The organism is Spiroplasma endosymbiont of Lasioglossum malachurum (genome assembly GCF_964020065.1).
Lineage (GTDB): Bacteria > Bacillota_I > Bacilli_A > Mycoplasmatales > VBWQ01 > Spiroplasma_E.
Window position 1 is genome coordinate 606,312 of the sequence record NZ_OZ026534.1, and the last position, 26,324, is coordinate 632,635.

The 26,324-nt window shown below is 24.1% G+C and carries 35 protein-coding genes and 2 pseudogenes; 28 read left to right on the forward strand and 9 right to left on the reverse strand.

Annotated features, from left to right (window positions below):
• Positions 1 to 24: 24 nt before the first annotated feature.
• From AACK95_RS03365 to AACK95_RS03400, 8 genes are all read left to right on the forward strand, one after another.
• The gene (locus AACK95_RS03365) at positions 25 to 1,263 is read left to right on the forward strand and encodes an IS256 family transposase (RefSeq protein ID WP_338980998.1); all 1,239 of its coding nucleotides are present in this window, start codon (positions 25 to 27) and stop codon (positions 1,261 to 1,263) included.
• A gap of 428 nt (positions 1,264 to 1,691) precedes the next feature.
• Positions 1,692 to 1,967, forward strand: a complete 276-nt coding sequence (locus tag AACK95_RS03370; protein WP_338980849.1) for a hypothetical protein — start codon at positions 1,692 to 1,694, stop codon at positions 1,965 to 1,967.
• A 58-nt stretch (positions 1,968 to 2,025) separates the two neighbouring features.
• Positions 2,026 to 2,229 carry a hypothetical protein gene (locus AACK95_RS03375; protein ID WP_286640901.1) on the forward strand — a complete coding sequence of 68 codons (204 nt, stop codon included), beginning with the start codon at positions 2,026 to 2,028 and terminating at the stop codon, positions 2,227 to 2,229.
• Between the two features lie 217 nt (positions 2,230 to 2,446).
• Complete coding sequence (locus tag AACK95_RS03380) at positions 2,447 to 3,307, forward strand: hypothetical protein (RefSeq protein ID WP_338980852.1); 861 nt, start codon at positions 2,447 to 2,449, stop codon at positions 3,305 to 3,307.
• Between the two features lies 1 nt (position 3,308).
• Positions 3,309 to 3,434, forward strand: coding sequence for a hypothetical protein (locus tag AACK95_RS03385; RefSeq protein ID WP_338980854.1), 126 nt, complete (start codon positions 3,309 to 3,311; stop codon positions 3,432 to 3,434).
• Positions 3,434 to 3,622 (forward strand): hypothetical protein, encoded by a 189-nt coding sequence (locus tag AACK95_RS03390; RefSeq protein ID WP_338980856.1) that lies wholly within the window; start codon positions 3,434 to 3,436, stop codon positions 3,620 to 3,622. The genes AACK95_RS03385 and AACK95_RS03390 overlap by 1 nt, the downstream gene beginning before the upstream one ends.
• A 1-nt stretch (position 3,623) precedes the next feature.
• Complete coding sequence (locus AACK95_RS03395) at positions 3,624 to 3,824, forward strand: hypothetical protein (RefSeq protein ID WP_338956748.1); 201 nt, start codon at positions 3,624 to 3,626, stop codon at positions 3,822 to 3,824.
• 33 nt (positions 3,825 to 3,857) lie between these two features.
• On the forward strand, positions 3,858 to 4,067 hold the full coding sequence (locus AACK95_RS03400) for a hypothetical protein (RefSeq protein ID WP_338980858.1): 210 nt from the start codon (positions 3,858 to 3,860) through the stop codon (positions 4,065 to 4,067).
• On the opposite strand, the gene AACK95_RS03405 is transcribed toward AACK95_RS03400, so the two are convergent.
• Positions 4,054 to 5,292 (reverse strand): IS256 family transposase, encoded by a 1,239-nt coding sequence (locus AACK95_RS03405; RefSeq protein WP_338981000.1) that lies wholly within the window; start codon positions 5,290 to 5,292, stop codon positions 4,054 to 4,056. The genes AACK95_RS03400 and AACK95_RS03405 overlap by 14 nt on opposite strands.
• 220 nt (positions 5,293 to 5,512) lie before the next feature.
• Between AACK95_RS03405 and AACK95_RS03410 the strand changes: the two genes are divergently transcribed.
• The 11 genes from AACK95_RS03410 (at position 5,513) to AACK95_RS03460 (ending at position 14,998) form a co-directional block, all read left to right on the forward strand.
• On the forward strand, positions 5,513 to 5,836 hold the full coding sequence (locus AACK95_RS03410) for a hypothetical protein (RefSeq protein ID WP_338980860.1): 324 nt from the start codon (positions 5,513 to 5,515) through the stop codon (positions 5,834 to 5,836).
• Between the two features lie 403 nt (positions 5,837 to 6,239).
• On the forward strand, positions 6,240 to 7,295 hold the full coding sequence (locus AACK95_RS03415) for a hypothetical protein (protein ID WP_338980862.1): 1,056 nt from the start codon (positions 6,240 to 6,242) through the stop codon (positions 7,293 to 7,295).
• Positions 7,296 to 7,304: 9 nt separating this feature from the next.
• Complete coding sequence (locus tag AACK95_RS03420; RefSeq protein ID WP_338980864.1) at positions 7,305 to 7,670, forward strand: hypothetical protein; 366 nt, start codon at positions 7,305 to 7,307, stop codon at positions 7,668 to 7,670.
• 36 nt (positions 7,671 to 7,706) lie between these two features.
• The gene (locus AACK95_RS03425; RefSeq protein ID WP_338980866.1) at positions 7,707 to 8,165 is read left to right on the forward strand and encodes a hypothetical protein; all 459 of its coding nucleotides are present in this window, start codon (positions 7,707 to 7,709) and stop codon (positions 8,163 to 8,165) included.
• Between the two features lie 170 nt (positions 8,166 to 8,335).
• Positions 8,336 to 8,698 (forward strand): hypothetical protein, encoded by a 363-nt coding sequence (locus AACK95_RS03430; protein ID WP_338980868.1) that lies wholly within the window; start codon positions 8,336 to 8,338, stop codon positions 8,696 to 8,698.
• Positions 8,699 to 9,440: 742 nt separating this feature from the next.
• Positions 9,441 to 10,391, forward strand: a complete 951-nt coding sequence (locus AACK95_RS03435; protein ID WP_338980870.1) for an IS30 family transposase — start codon at positions 9,441 to 9,443, stop codon at positions 10,389 to 10,391.
• Between the two features lie 153 nt (positions 10,392 to 10,544).
• Complete coding sequence (gene ptsP / locus AACK95_RS03440; protein WP_422397164.1) at positions 10,545 to 12,269, forward strand: phosphoenolpyruvate--protein phosphotransferase; 1,725 nt, start codon at positions 10,545 to 10,547, stop codon at positions 12,267 to 12,269.
• Positions 12,270 to 12,353: 84 nt separating this feature from the next.
• Positions 12,354 to 12,863: a glucose PTS transporter subunit IIA gene (locus AACK95_RS03445; RefSeq protein ID WP_338980873.1), complete on the forward strand. Its 510-nt coding sequence runs from the start codon at positions 12,354 to 12,356 to the stop codon at positions 12,861 to 12,863.
• 76 nt (positions 12,864 to 12,939) lie between these two features.
• Positions 12,940 to 13,902, forward strand: a complete 963-nt coding sequence (locus AACK95_RS03450; RefSeq protein WP_338980875.1) for an alpha/beta hydrolase — start codon at positions 12,940 to 12,942, stop codon at positions 13,900 to 13,902.
• 265 nt (positions 13,903 to 14,167) lie between these two features.
• Positions 14,168 to 14,362, forward strand: a complete 195-nt coding sequence (locus AACK95_RS03455; RefSeq protein ID WP_338980877.1) for a helix-turn-helix domain-containing protein — start codon at positions 14,168 to 14,170, stop codon at positions 14,360 to 14,362.
• Positions 14,363 to 14,527: 165 nt separating this feature from the next.
• Complete coding sequence (locus AACK95_RS03460; RefSeq protein WP_338980879.1) at positions 14,528 to 14,998, forward strand: IS30 family transposase; 471 nt, start codon at positions 14,528 to 14,530, stop codon at positions 14,996 to 14,998.
• Positions 14,999 to 15,038: 40 nt separating this feature from the next.
• Here the strand turns inward: AACK95_RS03460 and AACK95_RS03465 are convergent.
• From AACK95_RS03465 to AACK95_RS03480, 4 genes and pseudogenes are all read right to left on the reverse strand, one after another.
• Positions 15,039 to 16,278, reverse strand: a pseudogene (locus AACK95_RS03465) (IS256 family transposase).
• Positions 16,279 to 16,811: 533 nt separating this feature from the next.
• Positions 16,812 to 17,009: a hypothetical protein gene (locus tag AACK95_RS03470; protein WP_338980881.1), complete on the reverse strand. Its 198-nt coding sequence runs from the start codon at positions 17,007 to 17,009 to the stop codon at positions 16,812 to 16,814.
• A gap of 119 nt (positions 17,010 to 17,128) precedes the next feature.
• Positions 17,129 to 17,302, reverse strand: a complete 174-nt coding sequence (locus tag AACK95_RS03475) for a hypothetical protein (protein ID WP_338980883.1) — start codon at positions 17,300 to 17,302, stop codon at positions 17,129 to 17,131.
• 93 nt (positions 17,303 to 17,395) lie between these two features.
• Positions 17,396 to 17,734 carry a hypothetical protein gene (locus tag AACK95_RS03480; protein ID WP_338980885.1) on the reverse strand — a complete coding sequence of 113 codons (339 nt, stop codon included), beginning with the start codon at positions 17,732 to 17,734 and terminating at the stop codon, positions 17,396 to 17,398.
• Between the two features lie 289 nt (positions 17,735 to 18,023).
• On the opposite strand from AACK95_RS03480, the gene AACK95_RS03485 reads away from it, so the two are divergent.
• The 3 genes and pseudogenes from AACK95_RS03485 (at position 18,024) to AACK95_RS03495 (ending at position 21,210) form a co-directional block, all read left to right on the forward strand.
• Positions 18,024 to 19,049, forward strand: coding sequence for a hypothetical protein (locus AACK95_RS03485; protein ID WP_338980887.1), 1,026 nt, complete (start codon positions 18,024 to 18,026; stop codon positions 19,047 to 19,049).
• A gap of 582 nt (positions 19,050 to 19,631) precedes the next feature.
• Complete coding sequence (locus AACK95_RS03490) at positions 19,632 to 19,871, forward strand: hypothetical protein (protein WP_338980889.1); 240 nt, start codon at positions 19,632 to 19,634, stop codon at positions 19,869 to 19,871.
• Positions 19,872 to 19,967: 96 nt separating this feature from the next.
• Positions 19,968 to 21,210: pseudogene (locus AACK95_RS03495) on the forward strand (IS256 family transposase).
• Positions 21,211 to 21,300: 90 nt separating this feature from the next.
• Here the strand turns inward: AACK95_RS03495 and AACK95_RS03500 are convergent.
• The 3 genes from AACK95_RS03500 to AACK95_RS03510 form a co-directional block, all read right to left on the reverse strand.
• Positions 21,301 to 21,498: a hypothetical protein gene (locus AACK95_RS03500; RefSeq protein WP_338980890.1), complete on the reverse strand. Its 198-nt coding sequence runs from the start codon at positions 21,496 to 21,498 to the stop codon at positions 21,301 to 21,303.
• Positions 21,499 to 21,617: 119 nt separating this feature from the next.
• The gene (locus AACK95_RS03505; RefSeq protein ID WP_338980883.1) at positions 21,618 to 21,791 is read right to left on the reverse strand and encodes a hypothetical protein; all 174 of its coding nucleotides are present in this window, start codon (positions 21,789 to 21,791) and stop codon (positions 21,618 to 21,620) included.
• Positions 21,792 to 21,884: 93 nt separating this feature from the next.
• Positions 21,885 to 22,223 carry a hypothetical protein gene (locus AACK95_RS03510; protein WP_338980891.1) on the reverse strand — a complete coding sequence of 113 codons (339 nt, stop codon included), beginning with the start codon at positions 22,221 to 22,223 and terminating at the stop codon, positions 21,885 to 21,887.
• Between the two features lie 289 nt (positions 22,224 to 22,512).
• On the opposite strand from AACK95_RS03510, the gene AACK95_RS03515 reads away from it, so the two are divergent.
• From AACK95_RS03515 to AACK95_RS03540, 6 genes are all read left to right on the forward strand, one after another.
• Positions 22,513 to 22,635, forward strand: a complete 123-nt coding sequence (locus tag AACK95_RS03515) for a hypothetical protein (RefSeq protein WP_338980893.1) — start codon at positions 22,513 to 22,515, stop codon at positions 22,633 to 22,635.
• 70 nt (positions 22,636 to 22,705) lie between these two features.
• Positions 22,706 to 23,134, forward strand: coding sequence for a hypothetical protein (locus AACK95_RS03520; protein WP_338980895.1), 429 nt, complete (start codon positions 22,706 to 22,708; stop codon positions 23,132 to 23,134).
• A 2-nt stretch (positions 23,135 to 23,136) separates the two neighbouring features.
• Complete coding sequence (locus tag AACK95_RS03525) at positions 23,137 to 23,907, forward strand: hypothetical protein (RefSeq protein WP_338980896.1); 771 nt, start codon at positions 23,137 to 23,139, stop codon at positions 23,905 to 23,907.
• A gap of 150 nt (positions 23,908 to 24,057) precedes the next feature.
• Positions 24,058 to 24,405: a hypothetical protein gene (locus AACK95_RS03530; protein WP_338980898.1), complete on the forward strand. Its 348-nt coding sequence runs from the start codon at positions 24,058 to 24,060 to the stop codon at positions 24,403 to 24,405.
• A 15-nt stretch (positions 24,406 to 24,420) separates the two neighbouring features.
• On the forward strand, positions 24,421 to 24,609 hold the full coding sequence (locus AACK95_RS03535) for a hypothetical protein (RefSeq protein ID WP_338980900.1): 189 nt from the start codon (positions 24,421 to 24,423) through the stop codon (positions 24,607 to 24,609).
• Positions 24,610 to 24,733: 124 nt separating this feature from the next.
• The gene (locus AACK95_RS03540) at positions 24,734 to 24,973 is read left to right on the forward strand and encodes a hypothetical protein (protein ID WP_338980902.1); all 240 of its coding nucleotides are present in this window, start codon (positions 24,734 to 24,736) and stop codon (positions 24,971 to 24,973) included.
• Positions 24,974 to 25,025: 52 nt separating this feature from the next.
• On the opposite strand, the gene AACK95_RS03545 is transcribed toward AACK95_RS03540, so the two are convergent.
• Positions 25,026 to 26,264, reverse strand: a complete 1,239-nt coding sequence (locus tag AACK95_RS03545) for an IS256 family transposase (protein WP_338980904.1) — start codon at positions 26,262 to 26,264, stop codon at positions 25,026 to 25,028.
• Positions 26,265 to 26,324 lie beyond the last annotated feature (60 nt).

Sequence of the window (26,324 nt, forward strand, 5' to 3'; positions counted from 1 at the left end):
ATGACTAGAAAGAGTGAGTTACAGATGGCTAAAAAAGATAACTTTAATAATAATGATCCAATATCAAAAGCAGTAGATTTATTATTAGAAAATACTGAAGATTTAACAACAGTTTTTAAAGAAGGGGGTTTATATAAAGAATTAACAAAACGTTTAGTTGAAAAAATGTTGAATTCTGAGATGCAAAATTATTTAGGATATGAAAAAAATCAACATAGTAATAGTGACAATGCTCGTAATGGTATAAGTTCAAAAAAATTAATAACTCAACAAGGTAAAATTGAGATTGATGTACCACGAGATCGTAATAGTAATTTTACTCCTGTAATAGTGCCAAAAAGACAGAGAAGATTTGATGGTTTTGATCAACAAGTTCTTTCCTTATATGCAAAAGGTATGACATTATCAGATATTAGAATGCAGTTACAAGAGTTATATCATGGTGCTGATATTAGTGAAAGTGTTATTAGTCAAATTACTGATGATGTGATTGATGATGTCAAAGCATGACAAAATAGACCATTAGAAGGCATTTATCCCATTGTTTATTTTGATTGTATAGTAGTTAAAGTACGACAAGATAAACGCATTATTAACAAATCAGTTTATATAGCTTTAGGTGTTGATTTAGAAGGTAAAAAAGATGTTTTAGGTTTATGAATTAGTGAAAATGAAGGCGCTAAATTTTGATTAGCAAATTTCACAGAAATGAAAAATCGTGGCTTAAATGATATTCTTATTGCTTGTAGTGACAACTTAACAGGCATGTCAGAAGCAATACAATCAGTTTATCCTAAAACTGAACATCAATTATGTATAGTTCATCAAATCAGAAATAGTTTAAAATATGTTTCATACAAACATCGAAAATCACTAGTTACAGATTTAAAGCCAATTTATAATGCATGTAGTGAAGAACAAGCAATGCAAGCTTTAGAATCATTTGAAAGTAAATGAAATAAACACTATCCTCAAATTGCTAAATCTTGATATAAAAATTGAGATAATTTAATGATTTTTATTAGTTATCCTCCAGAAATCAAAAGAGTGATTTATACTACAAATGCTATTGAATCTGTAAATAGTCAATTACGAAAAGTCATCAGAAATAAAAAAGTTTTTCCAAATGATATGGCAGTTTTCAAAATATTTTACTTAGCAATTGAAAATATAACAAAAAAATGAACAATGCCCATTCAAAATTGAAATACAGCAATTGCTCATTTTATGATAAAATTTGAAGATAGAATTAATCTGAACTAGTACTTTGCAAAACAAAGATACACAGATTACTAAAAAGCCTCGAAAAATATGTATATTTAAGTGCTTTATCTCATAAGCATTATTTACGGACTAGTGAAATAGGTTATTTAATTCAAAGAGATAAAGATGTTTTGACTTGGTCAGAAAAAGTTTTTGGTAATAAAGTTGAGAAGATAGATTTTAAGAAAAGATTTTTGCATTAGAAAAAAAACTAATTTTTCTATAATTTTACTTGTATATATATATATATATATATATAATGGTTAATGAACATTAGTAATTTCTACAATCATTACTGATGTTCATTTTTTTTATTTTTTATTGAAATTTTATATTTTTATGATATATTATTAATAAGTATAGGTTTTACCCTACTATGCTTAACTTATTAAATTTAATTTTAATGATTGTAGAGGTTAAGTTTTTTTATGTTTAAAGTTCAATTAGTTAATATTGAAAAAGGGCGTATTATTCCCGATAAAAATAATAAAGGTCAAACATTAAAGTTTGATGTTTTGAAGTTTGTAGAAATAAATAAACAAACAAGCGTGCCAACTGGTCAAACACGTGATAAATGATATAATCCGGAATTTGCTAGTGATTTTAATAATTGTTTATCTACTGTTGATTTAAAAGTTGGTAATTTTTATTCACTTGAACTTGATTTAAGCGGTAATTTTAAAAAACTTTCTAATTGAAAATAGTTATTTATTAAAAGGGTAATTTTAAATAATTATTAATATGTTAGGAGTTAATTAAATTATGGCTAAAAATGATAATTGTTCATGTGAACAAGCATTTCATTTAGCAATTTATATGTGTAAACTTTGTGACCAAGTTATTTGTCCTAAAAGAGTTTTACAAAACTTATATACTAGAAAATATTATTGTCCAAATTGTATATTAGATATTGCTTTAAATAAGGCAATGAGACAGCAAGAAAGTAAGTTAAATTATGAGACATAAATGTAGTGATTGAACTTATGAACCAGTATATGGTTGTGAAATGTGTTACAGAGTTGCTAATGAAATGGAACGAATAAGAAAAGAGAATAAAAGAAATAAGTAAAAATTAAATAAGGGGCTTATATATGGATTATATATTTTTCATTAAGCCCCAATGGATTAGATTATAATTCATAAATAAGCTCCTTATTAGTATATAAAGTAAGGAGTTTTATTTATGCCTAATGAATTAGAACAAACTAGTAATTATACTTTAACTAAAATTTTAAGAACTGGATTAAGTCCATTAAGTGCTATGGTAGGTGTTAGTGCTTATTATGGTCAATATTTAAAAGACCCAGTATTAGGTTCTATAAATTCTTTGTTATTTAGTAAAAAGTTAGGAATTGATATATGGAATATTAATCAAAGACCAACTACTAGAAATAAAGTTATTAATAGTTATAAAAAGATATTTTTAGGTTTAGGGACTATTGGTTTAATTAACTATGCCAAGTTTGTTCAGTATGTAGATAAGTCAGTTTCTTTATTAAGAGATGAACCTTGTTTTTGGCCGCCTTGTCCTACTGAACCACCAATTCCTACTCCAATTCCTACTCCTAATCCAGTAATTGATAAGCCTTTTGTAGATTGAGATACTTATATATCTTTAAATAGTTTTGGTATAGCGAATGTTATTAGTGGTTTAACTGAGTTAATACCTAATAAATTTGAAGCAATAAGAAAGATATGTAATATGGCTACTGGTGGATGTTTGATTAGTAGTGGTGTTGCTATGGGAATTAATAATAATTTTAATAATTATTTTGCTATTCCTATGATAATTGCAGGAGCAAGTGAAATTATAAATAGTTTATTGTTGCCATTAGGCAATACACATAATAATACAGAGTTACAAGAAGTATTTACTGATGAAAGAGCAAGATTAATTAATGGTAGTGTTAGTGATTATCAAAGTACAAATGACAGTATGGTTGATGTTGATTTAAATGATGATAATAATATGTCGGAGATTAATTTAGATGGAGCAAGTTTAAACTGGGATTATTCTTATGCTTATACATTAGGTGGTGTTTAAAATGAAAAAAGATAAATGAAAAAATATGCCAAGACAAAAGTTACATAAGAAAAAAGCAAAGCGAAATTTTGAACAAAGATTAAGTGAAAATATGAGTTTTGATAGTTTTTTAGGAGGTAGAAAATAATGGTTAAATGAATAGTTGTGATAATTGCTGTGCTTGGTACTTCTTGGACTTTTAAAGGTACTATTAAAAAAATAATTTGAAAATTTAAACATAAAAAACATAATGTAATTGACCCAGATTGTTGGTATTGTAAAGAACAAAAACGGAAAGAAAGAGCAAGAAAAGAATTAGAGGAGGGAGGTGATTAGAATGCCCGCAGGTTTAACCGCACTATTAAATATGATTGGAGGTATTGGCCAAAAATTATTAGAATCTTTTAGTTATGTATTTGATTGAGTATTTGCTGGTGACTCAATTATGACAAATTGACCAGTTTTAATTCCAATATTTATGATGGTATTAGTATTTATTAAAGAATTCATAGGACATATTATTCGCGGATTTAGATAGGAAAAAATAAAGTTATTTTAGGAGGTAATAGTTATGATTAAATTATTTTTTGCAATAATTTTTGTTTTTCCTTTATTAGGTAAACTTTTACCTTCTTTAAATAATATTGTGCAAAATATTTTGCAAAGTTATATAACTGATTTTTCTGGTTTACATAATTTATCTTTGGTTATTAAAAGTTTTATTTTGAGGCTTTTTAGTAATCTGTGTATCTTTGTTTTGCAAAGTACTAGTTCAGATTAATTCTGTCTTCAAATTTTATCATAAAATGAGCAATTGCTGTATTTCAATTTTGAATGGGTATTGTTCATTTTTTTGTTATATTTTCAATTGCTAAGTAAAATATTTTGAAAACTGCCATATCATTTGGAAAAACTTTTTTATTTCTGATGACTTTTTGTAGTTGACTATTAACAGATTCAATAGAATTTGTAGTATAAATCACTCTTTTGATTTCTGGAGGATAACTAATAAAAATCATTAAATTATCTCAATTTTTATATCAAGATTTAGCAATTTGAGGATAGTGTTTATTTCATTTACTTTCAAATGATTCTAAAGCTTGCATTGCTTGTTCTTCACTACATGCATTATAAATTGGCTTTAAATCTGTAACTAGAGATTTTCGATGTTTGTATGAAACATATTTTAAACTATTTCTGATTTGATGAACTATACATAATTGATGTTCAGTTTTAGGATAAACTGATTGTATTGCTTCTGACATGCCTGTTAAGTTGTCACTACAAGCAATAAGAATATCATTTAAGCCACGATTTTTCATTTCTGTGAAATTTGCTAATCAAAATTTAGCGCCTTCATTTTCACTAATTCATAAACCTAAAACATCTTTTTTACCTTCTAAATCAACACCTAAAGCTATATAAACTGATTTGTTAATAATGCGTTTATCTTGTCATACTTTAACTACTATACAATCAAAATAAACAATGGGATAAATGCCTTCTAATGGTCTATTTTGTCATGCTTTGACATCATCAATCACATCATCAGTAATTTGACTAATAACACTTTCACTAATATCAGCACCATGATATAACTCTTGTAACTGCATTCTAATATCTGATAATGTCATACCTTTTGCATATAAAGAAAGAACTTGTTGATCAAAACCATCAAATCTTCTCTGTCTTTTTGGCACTATTACAGGAGTAAAATTACTATTACGATCTCGTGGTACATCAATCTCAATTTTACCTTGTTGAGTTATTAATTTTTTTGAACTTATACCATTACGAGCATTGTCACTATTACTATGTTGATTTTTTTCATATCCTAAATAATTTTGCATCTCAGAATTCAACATTTTTTCAACTAAACGTTTTGTTAATTCTTTATATAAACCCCCTTCTTTAAAAACTGTTGTTAAATCTTCAGTATTTTCTAATAATAAATCTACTGCTTTTGATATTGGATCATTATTATTAAAGTTATCTTTTTTAGCCATCTGTAACTCACTCTTTCTAATCATTTAATTATATTTACTAGAATTAATTAAACATAGTTATTTTTGTAAGTTACACAGATTACTAAACATTACCTTTATTTTTGGTGATAGTTCACAACAAATAGTTTCTATGCCAGCACCATTGTTAGCAATTATTTTAGTACTTTTTACTTTTTCATTAATTTTAAAATTATTAAAAATAATATAGGAGTAGTTTATTATGGGTGTTGCTTTTATTTCAAAAATTTTAGAATTATTTGCACAAATCTTTATGAAATTTTGAAATTTGCCAATGGCAGATTTAGGTTTTAATTTAGGAACTTTTGTTGTTTTTATTCTTTTAATAAAGTTTGCTATGTCAGTTTTTTTAAATATTGATATTCAGCCAGTTTCTACATCGGGTACTGTAAAGCAAAGTTATAAAAATATTAAGGGAAGTTCAAAATTTGTTGGAAAGCAAATTGCTAAACAATATGAAAGAAAACGTTTAAGAAATAAGGCTAAGGGTATTGAAAATAAAAAAGGGAAGTTTGTAGGTACTTAATTATGAGTGATTTTGTGAATAGTATATTGCATTTGATTTTTATATTTTCTAGTAAAGATATTCAAATATTTTTAAATCAACCAAATATTACTGATGAAGTTTATATTTTGTTTAATTTGACTTTTTGGTTGGTATTAGGTGTATTTTTTAATTTTATTTATCGTAGTATTAAATTTATTTTTAGGTCATTGTTTGGGTAGGTGTTAATTATGAGTGTTTGAGATATTTACAATAAAATACATCAATGTATAGTTGATTATTGAACTATGTTTATAGGTAGTCCAGTTGATGATTTTACTACTATTTTATGAAATTTAGTAGTTTATGGAACTCAGTTTTTTATTGGATTTGTTATATTTTATGGTTCATGGTGAATTTTAAAATGTTTATTTGGTAAATAATTATGTGATTTAAGTTTGTTAAATTATTTTTTGTTGTAAATAGTACTGTTCAAGCACCCACTAGTTTAATTGTTTCTAATGCACCTAGTGAAAGTAATTACACTATAACTAGCGATATGGTTAAACCCGTTAAATATAATGATTTTAATGATTGAGCAACTATTCCTTGAAATTCTGCTTATTTTGATGTTGGTCAACCAGATTTAAAATTAGTTTCTGCTGTTGTTCATAAAACTACTGTTACTCCTTATTCAATTCAATTTCATTCTGATGTTGTAGGTAATTTTGATAGGAGAGTTAGTGATTTGTCTACAGATTATAGATTTACAGAACAAGACTTAGACCAATTATCTCTTATTTTATTTAATCATAATTATATACAAACTGGTAAGTTTAATGAGTTAGTTTTTTGGAATTATAATGTTTCTAATAATTTAAGTTTTAAGTTGACTTTTGAAATTACAAAACCTTTGAGTTTTTATATACAAGATTTTATGTTTTATATTTCTGCTGAATATTTTAGTTATTTTTCTTCTATTTATACATTTTCGTTTTTAGATTATGAGGGTAATATTCGTTATAATTTTAAAGGTGTATTAAATGATAAAGATAGTGTTTATAATTTAGGAAAATATAATTTTGTTACTATGCCGGTTTGTGTTCCTAATTTAAAACATTTAACAATTAATTTTGATTTATCTTCATTAACTAATCGTGACTGTTTGCATGTTAAATTTGGTCAGATGAATATTTTTTCTTCCAAAGATATTGTTCCAGTGCCACCAAATAGTCCTTTTAACCCTGAGTATGAGCGTGTTAGTTGATATGATGTTTTTGGTCATTTGCGTAATGCTTTTAGATGATTACTTTATGGCGTTGTTGGTAAAGTTTTACCAGTTGAACCATTAAGACAATTTCTTTTTACAACAGATAGTTTGTTACGACATATTTTTTCAGATACGATTAGTACTGCTTTAAATGTTGATATTGTTAGTGGAATAGAAAATATTATACCTTTATGATTATTTGTTAGAGCAATTAGTTTAATTATAGGTTAGGAGTTTATTATGCCTTGATATGGTTATGTGTTATTAGTTATAGGTTTGATTATAATTATTTATCCAATTCTTATAACTATTCGTAATGTTAAAATTTTAAAACGAGTTGGTAGTTATATTATTTCAGCACCTCCAAGAACTGGTAAATCTGCCCTTGCTTGTTGTTTAGCACAAACTCATAAGAAAAGAGTAGTTAGTCCTTTCCCTATTAAGTTAAAGACTGGTTATTCTTATTTGGTTAATTATAACGATGTTTTTACTTTTAATCAGTTAGCAAGTAATTATGCTTTTGAGGAACAAGATTTAATAATTTTAGATGAATTAGCATTAAAAATAAATTCTAATGATTTAGGAATACAGTTTAAAAATCAATAAGAAAGTTTAGGACAATTTTGTAAGTTAATAGGTCATATGTTTAATGGTACTATGTATTTGATTGAACAACACCCTAATAGAATACCAGTACAAGCAAGAGAAAAAGTAGAATATGTTGTGCAAGTTAAACGTATGCCTTTTTTGGGTTTTATTGTTATATTTAGTCTTAATTTATATACTAATATTGAGGATTATAATAAAGTAGTGTTTTCACGTCGTAGAACAAAGAAAATGATTAAAAGAGGTATTATGCCTCCAAGTTATAGTGGTGAAGCAATGGCTATGACTTTATTTTTTCCTAGACACTGGTTAAAAAGGTATAATTCACGTGCTTTACATTATGTGCATGAACTTAAAAGTGAATTGTCACCTAAGAAATACCTTAAAGAAGCAAGTAGTATAAATATGACTTATAGTGACATTAAATCTGCTGGATTGGATAAATTGGATAATATTTTAAAGAAAAAAGACAAGAATAAAGATAAAGATAAGTAAAAAAAAGTCATAGTTTTAATAAGTTTAGTAATAATTAATTAAAAAGTATTTTTTATTAATGTATAATAATTTTATACTTATTATACATAATAGGTTTTAAGTTAATATAGTATTTATCCCATTTATTTTTTGTTAAAATAAATAGGTTTTTTTATTACAAAGGAGAAAAAATGTTTAATATTGAAATATTACAAAATTTTACAAAAGCAAAATTAAAAAAATCAAAAAATATAAATTTTAAAGATAATGAGAAAATCATACAAATAAATACAGAAATAAAAAAAATACATGATTTAATTGAATTTAATAACAAAATAATAGAAAAAGAAAATAATAAAAAACAACCAAATGAACATGATTTAAAAATTTATAAAAGAATGTGTAATGTATGAGAGCAAAAAATTGAAGAATTAAGTATTAAAAGAAATAAAGAACAAGAAAAATATGAAATGATTGATTGAGAAATAATTGATTTTTCTGAATTTGAACAGCCTTGTATTAGTAGTGGTCAAATTAATATAATACAAATATAAAAAAATAAAAAAGTGTTATAGTCGCAGTGAACCTACTGCGACTATAATTTGGGTGAGCCATGTAGTGGCGAGGGACGTAGTCCCTATATACTTGAGACACACAAAATTATTGGTTATTAGCCTACTAGTATTATTTTTTATTTTTACTAAGTAGTTTTTTTATGTTTTTTTGTAATGTCTTATAAAAAGGAAAAATATATTGTTATTTTTAAATAAATCTAGTTATATATTCTTATTTTTTATTTAATGAAATTACAATATATTATTTATGGGATTTTTTTTACATATTGATAGAAAAAATGAAATTTAGTTGATTCAATTATTCTTTGTAAGTAAAACAATAATTTCTTATATATAAAAAATATATATTATGAACTTTTAGTTTTAATTTAAATAGTTCTATTAAAAAGAGATATTGGAATAAAATCAAGAAATATAAGCGAATTGAATTAATATAGAAACATATAAATAGAACATTTAACATTAATATTAAAATTTCAAAATAAAACCTATATTTCTTTAAAAAGAAAATGAAAATATTGTGTTAATTTTAAAATATGTTTAAAAAATCTTTGGAAACTTTTCTCAATCTTTATGCAATAAAATTTTAATTATACATAATAGAGAAAACGTGTTATGCTGAATTATACTTGTAAGTGCAAGTAAATAAAATTGCAAAAAATTCTCATATAAAAATTTCATAATGCTAAATTTAGTTTAGAAAAAAGTAAGGAGTTTTTATATGAGTTATAAACATCTTGGCATAGATGAAAGGATTTATATTGAGAATCAATTGAAATTTAAATTTAAAATTATTGAAATAGCTAAAAATCTTAATCGAAGTATTAGTACTATTATTCGAGAAATTAATAGAAATAAAGATAATAATCATTATTTTTCATTAATTGCACAAAATAAAGCTGAAAATCGAAAACAATCACATATTAGTTTTCATAAGTTTAAAAATAAGAATTTAGTAAAATATGTACAACAAAAATTACTATTAGGTTGATCACCTGAACAAATTTATGGCAGAATTAAAAATTTTCATAAAGAGTGAGTTATTAGTTTTAAAACAATTTATACTTGAATTTATTTTGGAATGCTTGATAAAGTTACTAGTAAAAATTTAAGAAGAAAAGGTAAAAAACGAAAATCTAAAGAAAATCGTGGCAAGTTTAATGGTAAATCAATTAAAGAACGAGATATAAATGTTAATGATCGTATAACACTTGGTCATTGAGAAGGAGATACTATAGTATCATCAAGAGGCAAAAGCAAATCATGTTTAATAACTTTAGTTGAAAGAGTATCACGATTTACTTTAGCAATATTAGTTAAAAACAGAACTACTAAAGTTATTAATAAAAATGTCAGTTATTATTTATCAATTCTTCCTAAAAACATTGTTAAAACTATTACTTTTGATCGTGGCAAAGAATTTTCAAATTGACAACAACTTGAAAAAAATTTAGATGTAAAAATTTATTTTGCCAATCCATATTCACCTTGACAAAGAGGTACTAATGAAAATACTAATGGTTTAATTAGAGAAAAATTTCCTAAAAAATTTATTTTTTCAAAAACTAATAAAAATGAAGTTCATAAATTTATATTGTCTTTAAATCAAAGACCGAGAAAAATACTAAATTATCTTTTACCAATCGAATATTTGGATAGAAAAATAATTTAGTTGCACTTACCTTTACAATTTAGCAAAAATATTAAAATCATTTTTATTTACAAAAAGTTTAAATTATAATAAATATTTTATACAATATTTCATTTTTTTTATTATAATTTAGTAGACTATTAATAAACATATTTTATAAGGAGTGAAATATATATAATGTTAAAAATGAAAGGTATTGGTGCTAGTAATGGCATTGCTCTAGCCAAAGCATTAATCTTAAAACATGAAACTATCAAAACTAATCCTAAAAAAATTAATGAAAAAGAAATAGAAGGAGAAGTTAAAAAGTTACATGATGCCTTAAAAATAGCAGGTGATGAAATTAAACAACTCATCCAAAATACAACAAAAACTTTAGATGAAGAAAAAGCCGCTGTTTTTGAAGCTCATTTTTTAGTAACAACTGATCCAGTATTAATTGAAGATACTGAAAAGTTAATTAAAGAAGAAAAATATAATGCTGCTAATGCTTTAGAAAGTACTGCTAATAAAGCAATTGCAACATTGCAAGCAATGGATGATGATTATTTTCGTGAACGTGCTGCTGATGTTATTGATGTTCGTGATCGAATTTTACGTAAAATTTTAAATATTAAAATTATTGATTTAAGTGCAATTAAAGAAGAAACAATTATTGTTAGTCATGATCTAACACCTTCAGAAACAAGTCAATTGAATCCTAAATTTGTTAAAGGATTTTTATGTGATATTGGTGGTAGAACTTCTCATGCAGCAATTATGGCTCGTAGTCTTGGTATTCCTGCAGTTCTTGGGTTAAAAAATGTTACTACAAAAGTAAAAAATAATCAATTTTGTGTATTAGATGGTAATACTGGTGAAATTGAAATTGATTTAAATAGTAGTGAAAAAAATAAATGAGTTGCTAAACAAAGCGTATGAATTGAAGAACAAAAAGAATTATTAGTATTTAAAGGTAAATTAACTAAAACCAGTGATAATCATGAAGTAAAGTTAGAAGCAAATATTGGTTCACCCAAAGATATGATTAAAGCAATTGAATATGATGCACAAGGAGTAGGACTTTTTAGAAGTGAATTTCTTTATATGGAAAGTAGTGATTTTCCAAGTGAAGATATTCAATTTGAAGAATATAAAAAAGTATTGTCTGCTACTAAACATAAAGTTGTTATTAGAACTTTAGATATTGGTGGTGATAAAGAATTATCATATTTAGATTTATCAAAAGAAATGAATCCTTTCCTTGGTTATCGTGCCATTCGTTTATGTTTAGATCGTAAAGATATTTTTAAAACTCAATTACGTGCTTTAATTCGTGCTTCAGCTTTTGGTAAATTAGCTATTATGTTTCCAATGATTGCCACTGTTGAAGAATTTAAAGCAGCTAAAGCATTATATGAAACTTGCAAAAAAGAATTAATTAAAGAAAAAGTTAAAGTTAGTGATGATATTCAAGTTGGAATGATGATTGAAATTCCAGCAGCAGCAGTTAATGCCGAAATATTTGCTAAATATGCAGATTTCTTTTCAATTGGAACTAATGATTTAATTCAATATAGTTTAGCCGCTGATCGTATGTCAGAAAAAGTGTCTTATTTATATCAACCATATCATCCATCAATTTTACGTTTAATTAAGATGACAATTGATGGTGGGCATAAATATAATCGTCCTGTTGCCATGTGTGGTGAAATGGCTGGTGATAAAATTGCTGTTCCACTACTAGTTGGTCTAGGGCTAGATGAATTTTCAATGTCTGCATCTAGTGTTTTAGAAACTAGAAAAATTATTAGTACTTTAAATAAAAAGGATACAGAAATATTAGCATCAAAAGCATTACAATGTGAAACCAATGAAGAAGTTAAATCATTAGTAGAAAAATTTTTATCAAAAAAATAAAAATATTATTTATTTTTAAAGTTACATTATTTAATGTTAAAATTATAAACATCTAATTTACATAATTTTGAGGAGAATCGACATATGTTTTTCAAGAAAAAAAAACAATTACTTTTATTAATTTATGCGCCAGTTACTGGTAAAGTTATTAACCTTAGTAAAGTTGAAGATCCAGTATTTGCTCAGGAAATGTTAGGGACTGGTTTTGCTATTATTCCTGAATATAAAGATAAAGATGGAGTTGAATTTGTATCACCATTTGATGGAAAATTAGCAACAGTATTTAATACAGGACATGCTTATGGTATTAAAGATGTAAATACAGGTATTGAATGTTTAGTTCATATTGGTATTGATACTGTTGAATTAGCTGGTAAGGGCTTTGATATTAAAGTTGAACAAGGTAAACCAATTAAAAAATCAGAAGTAATGGTAGTTGCTAATTTACAAGAAGTTAAGAATAAAGGTAAAAAAGTAACAACACCAATTGTTTTCACTAATGAAACAATGGAAGGTTATGTTGTAAAGCAAGTAGTAAAAGATGATGAACAAGTAACGGTTGGTCAATTAATTGCTGAAGTCACTAAGAAATAAATATTTTTATTAAAACAAAATTAATTTGATAAAATATTAGTAAGTATTTATATATTATTGGAGGGTATCATTTATTATGGATAATTTTTGGCAACATTATTGATGAGCAGTACTTATTGTAGTTTTAGCTATGTTAATAATACTTTATATTTTATATAGAATTTATCAAATTTTCCATATTGATTATCACTGAGAACTGAATCGTCATTTTCCACAATGAAGTAATGAGGGAATCATTACTAGGGATAACTATTTTTTACATACTGAATTTAAATTTGTTGATAATAGTAAATATATTATTATTGGTATTCATGGTATGGGTGCCTCTTTAACAGACTTTAAAACAGCTGCTAAGTTTTTTACTAAACATGGTATTTCATTTTTAAGTTTTGATCAACGAGGTTGAGGAGAAAATGAAAAATGAAAATATCATACTTTAGGAACAACTATTAATGATATTAAAGATATTATAACGGTTTTGAATGAACGTTATCCTAATAAAAAAATTTTATTAATGGGTGAATCATTAGGTTCAGCATTAACAGCATTAGCAATTAAAAGATTACCAAAAATGATTGATGGTGCAATTTTAACTAATTTTGTTACTAAGAAACAAATATTTAAAATAAAACCTTCATTAGTTTGTCATGCAATTTGAGGATTTCTATTTTATAAACATCATCCATTACCTATTACTTTTGATATGGAAACAATTTCTATTAACTCTAATTATATTAAAAAAGGGAAAATTAGAGTAATGACTAATATGAAATTTACATTATTATTTTCTTTACAAGCACAAAAATTAAGTAAACAAGTACCAAAAAATCTTAATAATGCTAAATGTCCGGTTTTGATTGTTCAATCTGCAAAAGATATATTTGCCGATTTTGATAAAATTGAAAAAAATAATAAACGTTGAAGACAGGGGATAACTTATAGTTTTTATGAAGAAGGTAATCATGCGATTTTAAATGAACCCAATATTAATATTATTTTAGAAGATGTTTTAACTTGAATAGAAAAAGAACATATATAATGATTATTTATGTTATTAGATCAAAAAAATAATTAGAAAATTTAAAAATAGTAAATAATAGTTGATTGAGTAATTTTTACTTTATAGTTATAATAGTATTTATAATTTAATAATTGTTCATACCTAGTATAGTAATTTAACTATACTAGGTTTTATTAAATGCTGAATTATACTTGTAAGTGCAAGTAAATAAAATTGCAAAAAATTCTCATATAAAAATTTCATAATGCTAAATTTAGTTTAGAAAAAAGTAAGGAGTTTTTATATGAGTTATAAACATCTTGTCATAGATGAAAGGATTTATATTGAGAATCAATTGAAATTTAAATTTAAAATTAGTGAAATAGCTAAAAATCTTAATCGAAGTATTAGTACTATTATTCGAGAAATTAATAGAAATAAAGATGATAATCATTATTTTTCATTAATTGCACAAAATAAAGCTGAAAATCGAAAATAATCACATATTAGTTTTCATAAGTTTAAAAATAAGAATTTAGTAAAATATGTACAACAAAAATTACTATTAGATTGATCACCTGAACAAATTTATGGCAGAATTAAAAATTTTCATAAAGAGTGAGTTATTAGTTTTAAAACAATTTATACTTAAATTTATTTTGGAATGCTTGATAAAGTTACTAGTAAAAATTTAAGAAGAAAAGGTAAAAAACGAAAATCTAAAGAAAATCGTGGCAAGTTTAATGGTAAATCAATTAAAGAACGAGATATAAATGTTAATGATCGTATAACACTTGGTCATTGAGAAGGAGATACTATAGTATCATCAAGAGGTAAAAGCAAATCATGTTTAATAACTTTAGTTGAAAGAGTATCACGATTTACTTTAGCAATATTAGTTAAAAACAGAACTACTAAAGTTATTAATAAAAATGTCAGTTATTATTTATCAATTCTTCCTAAAAACATTGTTAAAACTATTACTTTTGATCGTGGCAAAGAATTTTCAAATTGACAACAACTTGAAAAAAATTTAGATGTAAAAATTTATTTTGCCAATCCATATTCACCTTGACAAAGAGGTACTAATGAAAATACTAATGGTTTAATTAGAGAAAAATTTCCTAAAAAATAGAGGCATTTTAGTAATCTGTGTTTCTTTATTTTGCAAAGTACTAGTTCAGATTAATTCTGTCTTCAAATTTTATCATAAAATGAGCAATTGCTGTATTTCAATTTTGAATGGGCATTGTTCATTTTTTTGTTATATTTTCAATTGCTAAGTAAAATATTTTGAAAACTGCCATATCATTTGGAAAAACTTTTTTATTTCTGATGACTTTTCGTAATTGACTATTAACAGATTCAATAGAATTTGTAGTATAAATCACTCTTTTGATTTCTGGAGGATAACTAATAAAAATCATTAAATTATCTCAATTTTTATATCAAGATTTAGCAATTTGAGGATAGTGTTTATTTCATTTACTTTCAAATGATTCTAAAGCTTGCATTGCTTGTTCTTCACTACATGCATTATAAATTGGCTTTAAATCTGTAACTAGTGATTTTCGATGTTTGTATGAAACATATTTTAAACTATTTCTGATTTGATGAACTATACATAATTGATGTTCAGTTTTAGGATAAACTGATTGTATTGCTTCTGACATGCCTGTTAAGTTGTCACTACAAGCAATAAGAATATCATTTAAGCCACGATTTTTCATTTCTGTGAAATTTGCTAATCAAAATTTAGCGCCTTCATTTTCACTAATTCATAAACCTAAAACATCTTTTTTACCTTCTAAATCAACACCTAAAGCTATATAAACTGATTTGTTAATAATGCGTTTATCTTGTCGTACTTTAACTACTATACAATCAAAATAAACAATGGGATAAATGCCTTCTAATGGTCTATTTTGTCATGCTTTGACATCATCAATCACATCATCAGTAATTTGACTAATAACACTTTCACTAATATCAGCACCATGATATAACTCTTGTAACTGCATTCTAATATCTGATAATGTCATACCTTTTTGCATATAAGGAAAGAACTTGTTGATCAAAACCATCAAATCTTCTCTGTCTTTTTGGCACTATTACAGGAGTAAAATTACTATTACGATCTCGTGGTACATCAATCTCAATTTTACCTTGTTGAGTTATTAATTTTTTTGAACTTATACCATTACGAGCATTGTCACTATTACTATGTTGATTTTTTTCATATCCTAAATAATTTTGCATCTCAGAATTCAACATTTTTTCAACTAAACGTTTTGTTAATTCTTTATATAAACCCCCTTCTTTAAAAACTGTTGTTAAATCTTCAGTATTTTCTAATAATAAATCTACTGCTTTTGATATTGAATCATTATTATTAAAGTTATCTTTTTTAGCCATCTGTAACTCACTCTTTCTAATCATTTAATTATATTTACTAGAATTAATTAAACATAGTTATTTTTGTAAGTTACACAGATTACTAAACATTACCGTCAAAATGAATTATTTAAACTTGATGATAACCAGTTTAATTGATTATCTATTACAAATGAATTAGAAAGTAATAATATTCCGTCATTAATTCCTGCTGATTGAACATTAGGTAATGGTGAGTATGGAAAGTATTTTACAAGAGCAATTATTAGTAACAATAAAATTGAAAATGCTTTAAATTTATACGGTTCAAATAAAGCTCAATTATTTTCTAAATTAGAATTTTATAAAGAAATTTCACAAATTGATAATAATGATGAATTTGAATTACAAATTGAAAATCCGATTAATAACTTAAATCGGATTGAAATTAGTAGTATATTTGGTGCTGGTAATTATGAATTAATTTTAATAACTGATAAACAAGAAATAAACTTACAAAATATTAATTTATTTGATAAATATAATGAGAATATTTCTTATATAAATGTAGAAATTTAATTATCAAAATATCAATCAGGATAGTTACCATCTCATTTTATATCATCTTCATGTTTCGGTTTTTTAGAAAAATATAATAGAAAAATATTTTCACTTGTATATGTATTAACTCAAATAGTAGTTGTTCCATATACCATTTCTCCATTTCGTGTTAAATAATGCTTAACATTAGTACCTACATTATGGGTAAGCACCCCCCATGATTAAACCAATTGTTCCAGTTGTTGCACCAGTTAGTGCTAATGCTAATGTTATTTTACTTAAATTTGTTTTTATTCATATTTTCATATTAAATTGCTCCTTTTTTATTTTATTATTTTTTTCTTAACTCTTCACAAGTTTTTAATCATTTTGGTAATAATTCATGTTCTAAATTAATTGCATGATTTTCACAAAGAAAAAGACTAAATGTTGTTGATTTTAATTCTAATAAAACAATATTACTTCATTTGTTACTACAATTTTTATTTTGACAGATAACATTCATTTTTCAAAATCTTTTTGAAAGATTTTAAGTTACTTACAACTTTTAATAACTTTTCTTTGTTCATGATAATTTACTCCTATTTTTAAATGAAATTTAAGATATTACACAATTATTATTTTTAATAAAAACTTTACTACTTTTTTCTTGATTATTAATAGATTTATATGAATTAATAATATTGATATCATTTAATTGTAACAATGGTATTAGTTCTGTTAATTCTGTAATTTTACTTAGTTCGTTTGATAACTTTCTTTTAGAAATTTCTAGTTCTTTTTCAAAACTAACAATTTCCCTTGAATAAATTCTTAAATCATATTCATTGGGTTTATTTTTTTCTTTCTCTTTAATTATTATAATATTTATATAATTAATCATTTCTTGAATTTCTTGAATTTTATTTTTTAAAATTTCTATTTTTCCTATTTCCATTTTAATTTCTCCTTATCTCTTAACATTTTATTGTTAAATTATACTTATTTTTTGATATTTTTACAATTATACTTTTAAACGTAAAATAACGCCTAAATTAAAGGCGTTTATTTTATGATACCTATACTATTAATTATATTGAAATTGTTTATTATATTTTAAATATGAAAGTGTTTTTTTATTTAATTTTAAATTACACTTATATATGTATATAATAATTAAGTAAATTAATTTTTTAAATATATTTACAATAAATTTAGATTTTTTTAAAATAGTTAGGAGAAAAAATATGAGTTTTAATTATTTATGAACTTTAAAAGAAGCAACTGAAAGAATGTATCAATCATTTAGAGATGATATAAAAAATCAATGAGAAAAAACAGATTGAAGAATATTAAAAGAAAGAGATAGAAAATATATTCCAGTTAAAATTAAAGAAAGAACTAGAAATACTATCAATGGTCTTGTTATTTATAAATGTCGTAATTATAAATATTATGATGAACAATTAAAAAAATGAGTAAGAGTTTGTTTATTAGATGAAGAATTAGAATTACCTAAATATAAAATAACTTGTCAGGATATCAAAAATAATGTTATTGAACATTTTGCTGATGGAAAAAGATATGTTGATATTTTACATACTATGAAGCAAACAAAATTTAGTACAACAAGTATTAGTAGATTATTTCAAGAATATCAAGTTAATAAATTAGATGTTCCAAAAATAAAATTAGAACCAAATCAATTTATTTATATTAGTATTGATGATGGACATCGAAAATTTTGAAAATTTAAACGCAATTCTGGTAAATATTCAATGCGTTTAGTATTATTTTGTACAGATAATGTTAATCATAAATTAGTTAATAAAAGAGCAGATGTAATAATAAGACCAACAAAAACAGCAATTGGTGTTAAAAAAACTGCTGAATTTATCAAAGAACAAGGAAATAGATTTTTTGAAAATTTTGAACAAGCAATTTATTTTTATGATGATAAAGCACGAACTGCCATGGATTGATTAAATCAAAAATTAATAGATGAACATAATACTATTTTAATAACACAAACTGCTATTAAACATGCTTCAAATTTAAATCAAGAAGCAGGATTAACTAATAGAGTAGTTTGAATGAGAAATATTATGAGTTATGGAAACTTTTATACTAATAAAGATGATTTACCAAAAACTACTCAATGTTTAGAAGAATTACGTTATGATGAAACAAAAACTAATATTCCTCTGACAGAAATATGTTTCAAGACCCTTATGATGCATTATTTTATGCACTATATCCATATAAAAATGTAATTAGGGGTAAAAATAATGCTACTGTGAAAAAAAGTATCTTCACATTTGCTATATAATAAACAAGTTTAATATCATTAATAGTATAGGTATCACAAAATAAACGCCTTGCATTTAGACGTTATTTTTCGTTTAAAAGCATACTTGTAAAAATAATAAAAAATCAGTACAATTTAGAAGTAAAATTAAGGAAAAAGGAGCGTTTATGAAAAAAATAATTAAATGTTTTATAAAAAAATGTTAGAATGACATAATATCTGTTACTAATGAGCCTACTGTTTTTTGTAGTAAACATGATATTAAGTTTTCAAATTTTCTTGATGACCAATTAATTTCAGATGAAATAGTAGAAGAATGAAAAGAAAATCCTGAATTATATGAACAGTTTATTGATGTAGTAACAATACAATTTATTTATCAAGAAAATGAAAAAAATAAAAAGTATAATTCCAAAAAAAGTTAAATAAATTTTAAAAAAGGAGAAATTTATTATGAAAACATGAATAAAAACAAATTTAAGTAAAATAACATTAGCATTAGCACTAACTGGTGCTACAACCGGAACAATAGGATTAATCATGGGGGGTGCTTACCCATAATGTTAGTGGAGTTAAATATTTTTTAACTCCACATAAACAAGTTGAATGAGGTGTTCAAAAAATATGAATGTCTGATATTCATGGCATTTCAGTCGATATAAAAAATGAATTTAAAATTTATTTTTCTGATACACCTGAAAAAACAGAATTTTATAATAGCGGAAATACTATTGAAAGAATAGATATATCATGAGATGGTAATTATCCTGATGGATATTTTTGATAATTGGTAATGTTTAGTAATCTGTGTAACTTACAAAAATAACTATGTTTAATTAATTCTAGTAAATATAATTAAATGACTAGAAAGAGTGAGTTACAGATGGCTAAAAAAGATAACTTTAATAATAATGATCCAATATCAAAAGCAGTAGATTTATTATTAGAAAATACTGAAGATTTAACAACAGTTTTTAAAGAAGGGGGTTTATATAAAGAATTAACAAAACGTTTAGTTGAAAAAATGTTGAATTCTGAGATGCAAAATTATTTAGGATATGAAAAAAATCAACATAGTAATAGTGACAATGCTCGTAATGGTATAAGTTCAAAAAAATTAATAACTCAACAAGGTAAAATTGAGATTGATGTATCACGAGATCGTAATAGTAATTTTACTCCTGTAATAGTGCCAAAAAGACAGAGAAGATTTGATGGTTTTGATCAACAAGTTCTTTCCTTATATGCACAAAAGGTATGACATTATCAGATATTAGAATGCAGTTACAAGAGTTATATCATGGTGCTGATATTAGTGAAAGTGTTATTAGTCACAAATTACTGATGATGTGATTGATGATGTCAAAGCATGACAAAATAGACCATTAGAAGGCATTTATCCCATTGTTTATTTTGATTGTATAGTAGTTAAAGTACGACAAGATAAACGCATTATTAACAAATCAGTTTATATAGCTTTAGGTGTTGATTTAGAAGGTAAAAAAGATGTTTTAGGTTTATGAATTAGTGAAAATGAAGGCGCTAAATTTTGATTAGCAAATTTCACAGAAATGAAAAATCGTGGCTTAAATGATATTCTTATTGCTTGTAGTGACAACTTAACAGGCATGTCAGAAGCAATACAATCAGTTTATCCTAAAACTGAACATCAATTATGTATAGTTCATCAAATCAGAAATAGTTTAAAATATGTTTCATACAAACATCGAAAATCACTAGTTACAGATTTAAAGCCAATTTATAATGCATGTAGTGAAGAACAAGCAATGCAAGCTTTAGAATCATTTGAAAGTAAATGAAATAAACACTATCCTCAAATTGCTAAATCTTGATATAAAAATTGAGATAATTTAATGATTTTTATTAGTTATCCTCCAGAAATCAAAAGAGTGATTTATACTACAAATTCTATTGAATCTGTTAATAGTCAATTACGAAAAGTCATCAGAAATAAAAAAGTTTTTCCAAATGATATGGCAGTTTTCAAAATATTTTACTTAGCAATTGAAAATATAACAAAAAAATGAACAATGCCCATTCAAAATTGAAATACAGCAATTGCTCATTTTATGATAAAATTTGAAGACAGAATTAATCTGAACTAGTACTTTGCAAAACAAAGATACACAGATTATTAAAAAACCTCATTTATTTGATAAATATAATGAGAATATTTCTTATATAAATGTAGAAATTTAATTATCAAAATATCAATCAGGATAGTTACCATCTCATTTTATATCATCTTCATGTTTCGGTTTTTTAGAAAAATATAATTGAAAAATATTTTTACTTGTATATGTATTAACTCAAATAGTAGTTGTTCCATATACCATTTCTCCATTTCGTGTTAAATAATGCTTAACATTAGTACCTACATTATGGGTAAGCACCCCCCATGATTAAACCAATTGTTCCAGTTGTTGCACCAGTTAGTGCTAATGCTAATGTTATTTTACTTAAATTTGTTTTTATTCATATTTTCATATTAAATTGCTCCTTTTTTATTTTATTATTTTTTTCTTAACTCTTCACAAGTTTTTAATCATTTTGGTAATAATTCATGTTCTAAATTAATTGCATGATTTTCACAAAGAAAAAGACTAAATGTTGTTGATTTTAATTCTAATAAAACAATATTACTTCATTTGTTACTACAATTTTTATTTTGACAGATAACATTCATTTTTCAAAATCTTTTTGAAAGATTTTAAGTTACTTACAACTTTTAATAACTTTTCTTTGTTCATGATAATTTACTCCTATTTTTAAATGAAATTTAAGATATTACACAATTATTATTTTTAATAAAAACTTTACTACTTTTTTCTTGATTATTAATAGATTTATATGAATTAATAATATTGATATCATTTAATTGTAACAATGGTATTAGTTCTGTTAATTCTGTAATTTTACTTAGTTCGTTTGATAACTTTCTTTTAGAAATTTCTAGTTCTTTTTCAAAACTAACAATTTCCCTTGAATAAATTCTTAAATCATATTCATTGGGTTTATTTTTTTCTTTCTCTTTAATTATTATAATATTTATATAATTAATCATTTCTTGAATTTCTTGAATTTTATTTTTTAAAATTTCTATTTTTTCTATTTCCATTTTAATTTCTCCTTATCTCTTAATATTTTATTGTTAAATTATACTTATTTTTTGATATTTTTACAATTATACTTTTAAACGTAAAATAACGCCTAAATTAAAGGGGTTTATTTTATGATACCTATACTATTAATTATATTGAAATTGTTTATTATATTTTAAATATGAAAGTGTTTTTTTATTTAATTTTAAATTACACTTATATATGTATATAATAATTAAGTAAATTAATTTTTTAAATATATTTACAATAAATTTAGATTTTTTTAAAATAGTTAGGAGAAAAAATATGAGTTTTAATTATTTATGAACTTTAAAAGAAGCAACTGAAAGAATGTATCAATCATTTAGAGATGATATAAAAAATCAATGAGAAAAAACAGATTGAAGAATATTAAAAGCTAAATTGTAAAGGTAATAAAATTTTTGGAAAAGAAGCAGGTGGGTCAAGTTTTTTAGGTTCAAGAACAGATGAAATAATCATGGCAGAAGAAAAAGAAACACTTACTGATAAAGAATTAACATATCGCTATGAGAGATTAGAAATATCTATGTTTAGAAGTAACAGAATTAAAGTTTCAAAAAAACCAATTAAAGAGTGAAGTTGAACATTTATTGATAAAAATATATATAGTCCTACTTTTGGACAAAAGATTACTCGTTATTTTTATAAATACTTTTTTATGACTTTTACATGTAATCCTTATGATAAATATCATCCATTTTATTTAAAATACTGTACGCCATTTTTATCATTAAATGATGAAGTCATGGGAAATCTTAAAAAAGTTGGTAAAGTTTATTATGAAAATAAAGATATGTTTAGTGGTTTAGGTTTATTTGTTTTAAGATTTACTATTCAACCATTTTGAGATAAGTTAATTGATATTCAAAAAAAAGAAAATTATTAGAAATGAAAAAAAGTAATCCTGATGAATTTAATACTGTTTTTTATGGTTTTGAATTTTTAGATAGTGATGCAACAATTTTTCCATTTCAAAAAACAGTAAAATATTGACAACCATATGATTTAAAACAATTTTATAATAAAGAAAAAGATATGTATAAATTTGATTTTTATTCTATTGGTGTTGATTGAGCAACTGGACATAAAGACCATATTGTATTTATGGTCATTGGTTTTAAAGAATATAATAATACTGGTTATTATGATGCTTATATTATTTGTGAATTAGTAGTTACTGCAAATGATTTTATAAATGAAAATGAAAAAATTAATGCTTATGTTAATGAAATTTTAGGATTAATGGATAATTTTGAAAATTTTGAACAAGCAATTTATTTTTATGATGATAAAGCACGAACAGCAATAGATTGATTAAATCAAAAATTAATCGATGAATATAATACTATTTTAATAACACAAACTGCTATTAAACATGCTTCAAATTTAAATCAAGAAGCAGGATTAACTAATAGAGTAGTATGAATGAGAAATATTATGAGTTATGGAAACTTTTATGCAAATAAAGATGATTTGCCAAAAACTACTCAATGTTTAGAAGAATTACGTTATGATGAAACAAAAACTAATATTCCTGACAAAAATATGTATCAAGACCCTTACGATGCATTATTTTATGCACTATATCCATATAAAAATGTCATTCGTGGTAAAAATAATGCTACTGTGAAAAAAAGTATCTTCACATTTGCTATATAACAAACAAGTACAATATAATTAATAGTCTAGGTCTCATGAAATAAACTTCTTTAATTTAGGCGTTATTTTTTGTTTTAAAGTATACTTGTAAAAATAATGAAAAATCAGTACAATTTAAAAGTAAAATTAAGAAATAAGGAGTATTTTAATATGAGTGAATTTGAAAAACAAAAAGTAGAACAATCTATTAAAGATTTTAAAGAAAATGTAGAAAATTGTTATGTAAAAATTTCTTCTTTAGAAAATAAAAAAATATGAAGTATTGATTTTTATGATTGAAATAAAGAAATAAATTCTAAAATAAAATTACAAAATAATATAATAGAACATTTTAATGAAAAAATATCAAAAAATAAAGAATTATTATTAAAATTTAAAACTAAAAATATAAAACCTTTTTTCAAAAAAGGGATAAATAATTATGATAAAAAAATAGAAAAAAGTAAACTCACTAATATTAATAAAGGTCAAAAAATAAAACCAGAAATATTATTATAGAAAGGAAAATAAAAAATGAAAACATGAATAAAAATAAATTTAGGTAAAATAACATTAGTATTGGTTACTTTAACATTAATTATCGCTACAACTGGTTTAATACTTGGTGCAAAGTCTAATAGCAAAACAAGCGAATTATCTTATTATTTAGATTATGATTATGAAGCTCACTGGGGGGGCTCCTATTTGAGCAGAAAAAGTTAGTAATTATCATAAAATAAAATTGTATTTTGGAATTAAACCATCAAAACAAGACGATATAAAATGAAATGGTATTTATCCTGATGGATATTTTGATAAGTAAAATAAATTTTAAGGATTTTGAACTATGATTGATGAAAAATTTTTAATTAAAAAAATACAAGAAAAAATTAGAAACAATAGTAAATTTTTTAAATTTTTAGAAACAGAACTTGAAAAAGAAGAATGTAAAAAAAATCCTGATGAAAACTTTATTTTTAATACAATGCAAATGATGGCACGTGCTGAAGTGACAATTGCTGTCTATAAAGATGTAATTAAAATAATTAAAAATAAAGAATTTGATAATAATGATTTGATTAATTAGAAATATTTTATGAGGTTTTTTAATAATCTGTGTATCTTTGTTTTGCAAAGTACTAGTTCAGATTAATTCTGTCTTCAAATTTTATCATAAAATGAGCAATTGCTGTATTTCAATTTTGAATGGGCATTGTTCATTTTTTTGTTATATTTTCAATTGCTAAGTAAAATATTTTGAAAACTGCCATATCATTTGGAAAAACTTTTTTATTTCTGATGACTTTTCGTAATTGACTATTAACAGATTCAATAGAATTTGTAGTATAAATCACTCTTTTGATTTCTGGAGGATAACTAATAAAAATTATTAAATTATCTCAATTTTTATATCAAGATTTAGCAATTTGAGGATAGTGTTTATTTCATTTACTTTCAAATGATTCTAAAGCTTGCATTGCTTGTTCTTCACTACATGCATTATAAATTGGCTTTAAATCTGTAACTAGTGATTTTCGATGTTTGTATGAAACATATTTTAAACTATTTCTGATTTGATGAACTATACATAATTGATGTTCAGTTTTAGGATAAACTGATTGTATTGCTTCTGACATGCCTGTTAAGTTGTCACTACAAGCAATAAGAATATCATTTAAGCCACGATTTTTCATTTCTGTGAAATTTGCTAATCAAAATTTAGCGCCTTCATTTTCACTAATTCATAAACCAAAAACATCTTTTTTACCTTCTAAATCAACACCTAAAGCTATATAAACTGATTTGTTAATAATGCGTTTATCTTGTCGTACTTTAACTACTATACAATCAAAATAAACAATGGGATAAATGCCTTCTAATGGTCTATTTTGTCATGCTTTGACATCATCAATCACATCATCAGTAATTTGACTAATAACACTTTCACTAATATCAGCACCATGATATAACTCTTGTAACTGCATTCTAATATCTGATAATGTCATACCTTTTGCATATAAGGAAAGAACTTGTTGATCAAAACCATCAAATCTTCTCTGTCTTTTTGGCACTATTACAGGAGTAAAATTACTATTACGATCTCGTGATACATCAATCTCAATTTTACCTTGTTGAGTTATTAATTTTTTTGAACTTATACCATTACGAGCATTGTCACTATTACTATGTTGATTTTTTTCATATCCTAAATAATTTTGCATCTCAGAATTCAACATTTTTTCAACTAAACGTTTTGTTAATTCTTTATATAAACCCCCTTCTTTAAAAACTGTTGTTAAATCTTCAGTATTTTCTAATAATAAATCTACTGCTTTTGATATTGGATCATTATTATTAAAGTTATCTTTTTTAGCCATCTATAACTCACTCTTTCTAATCATTTAATTATATTTACTAGAATTAATTAAACATAGTTA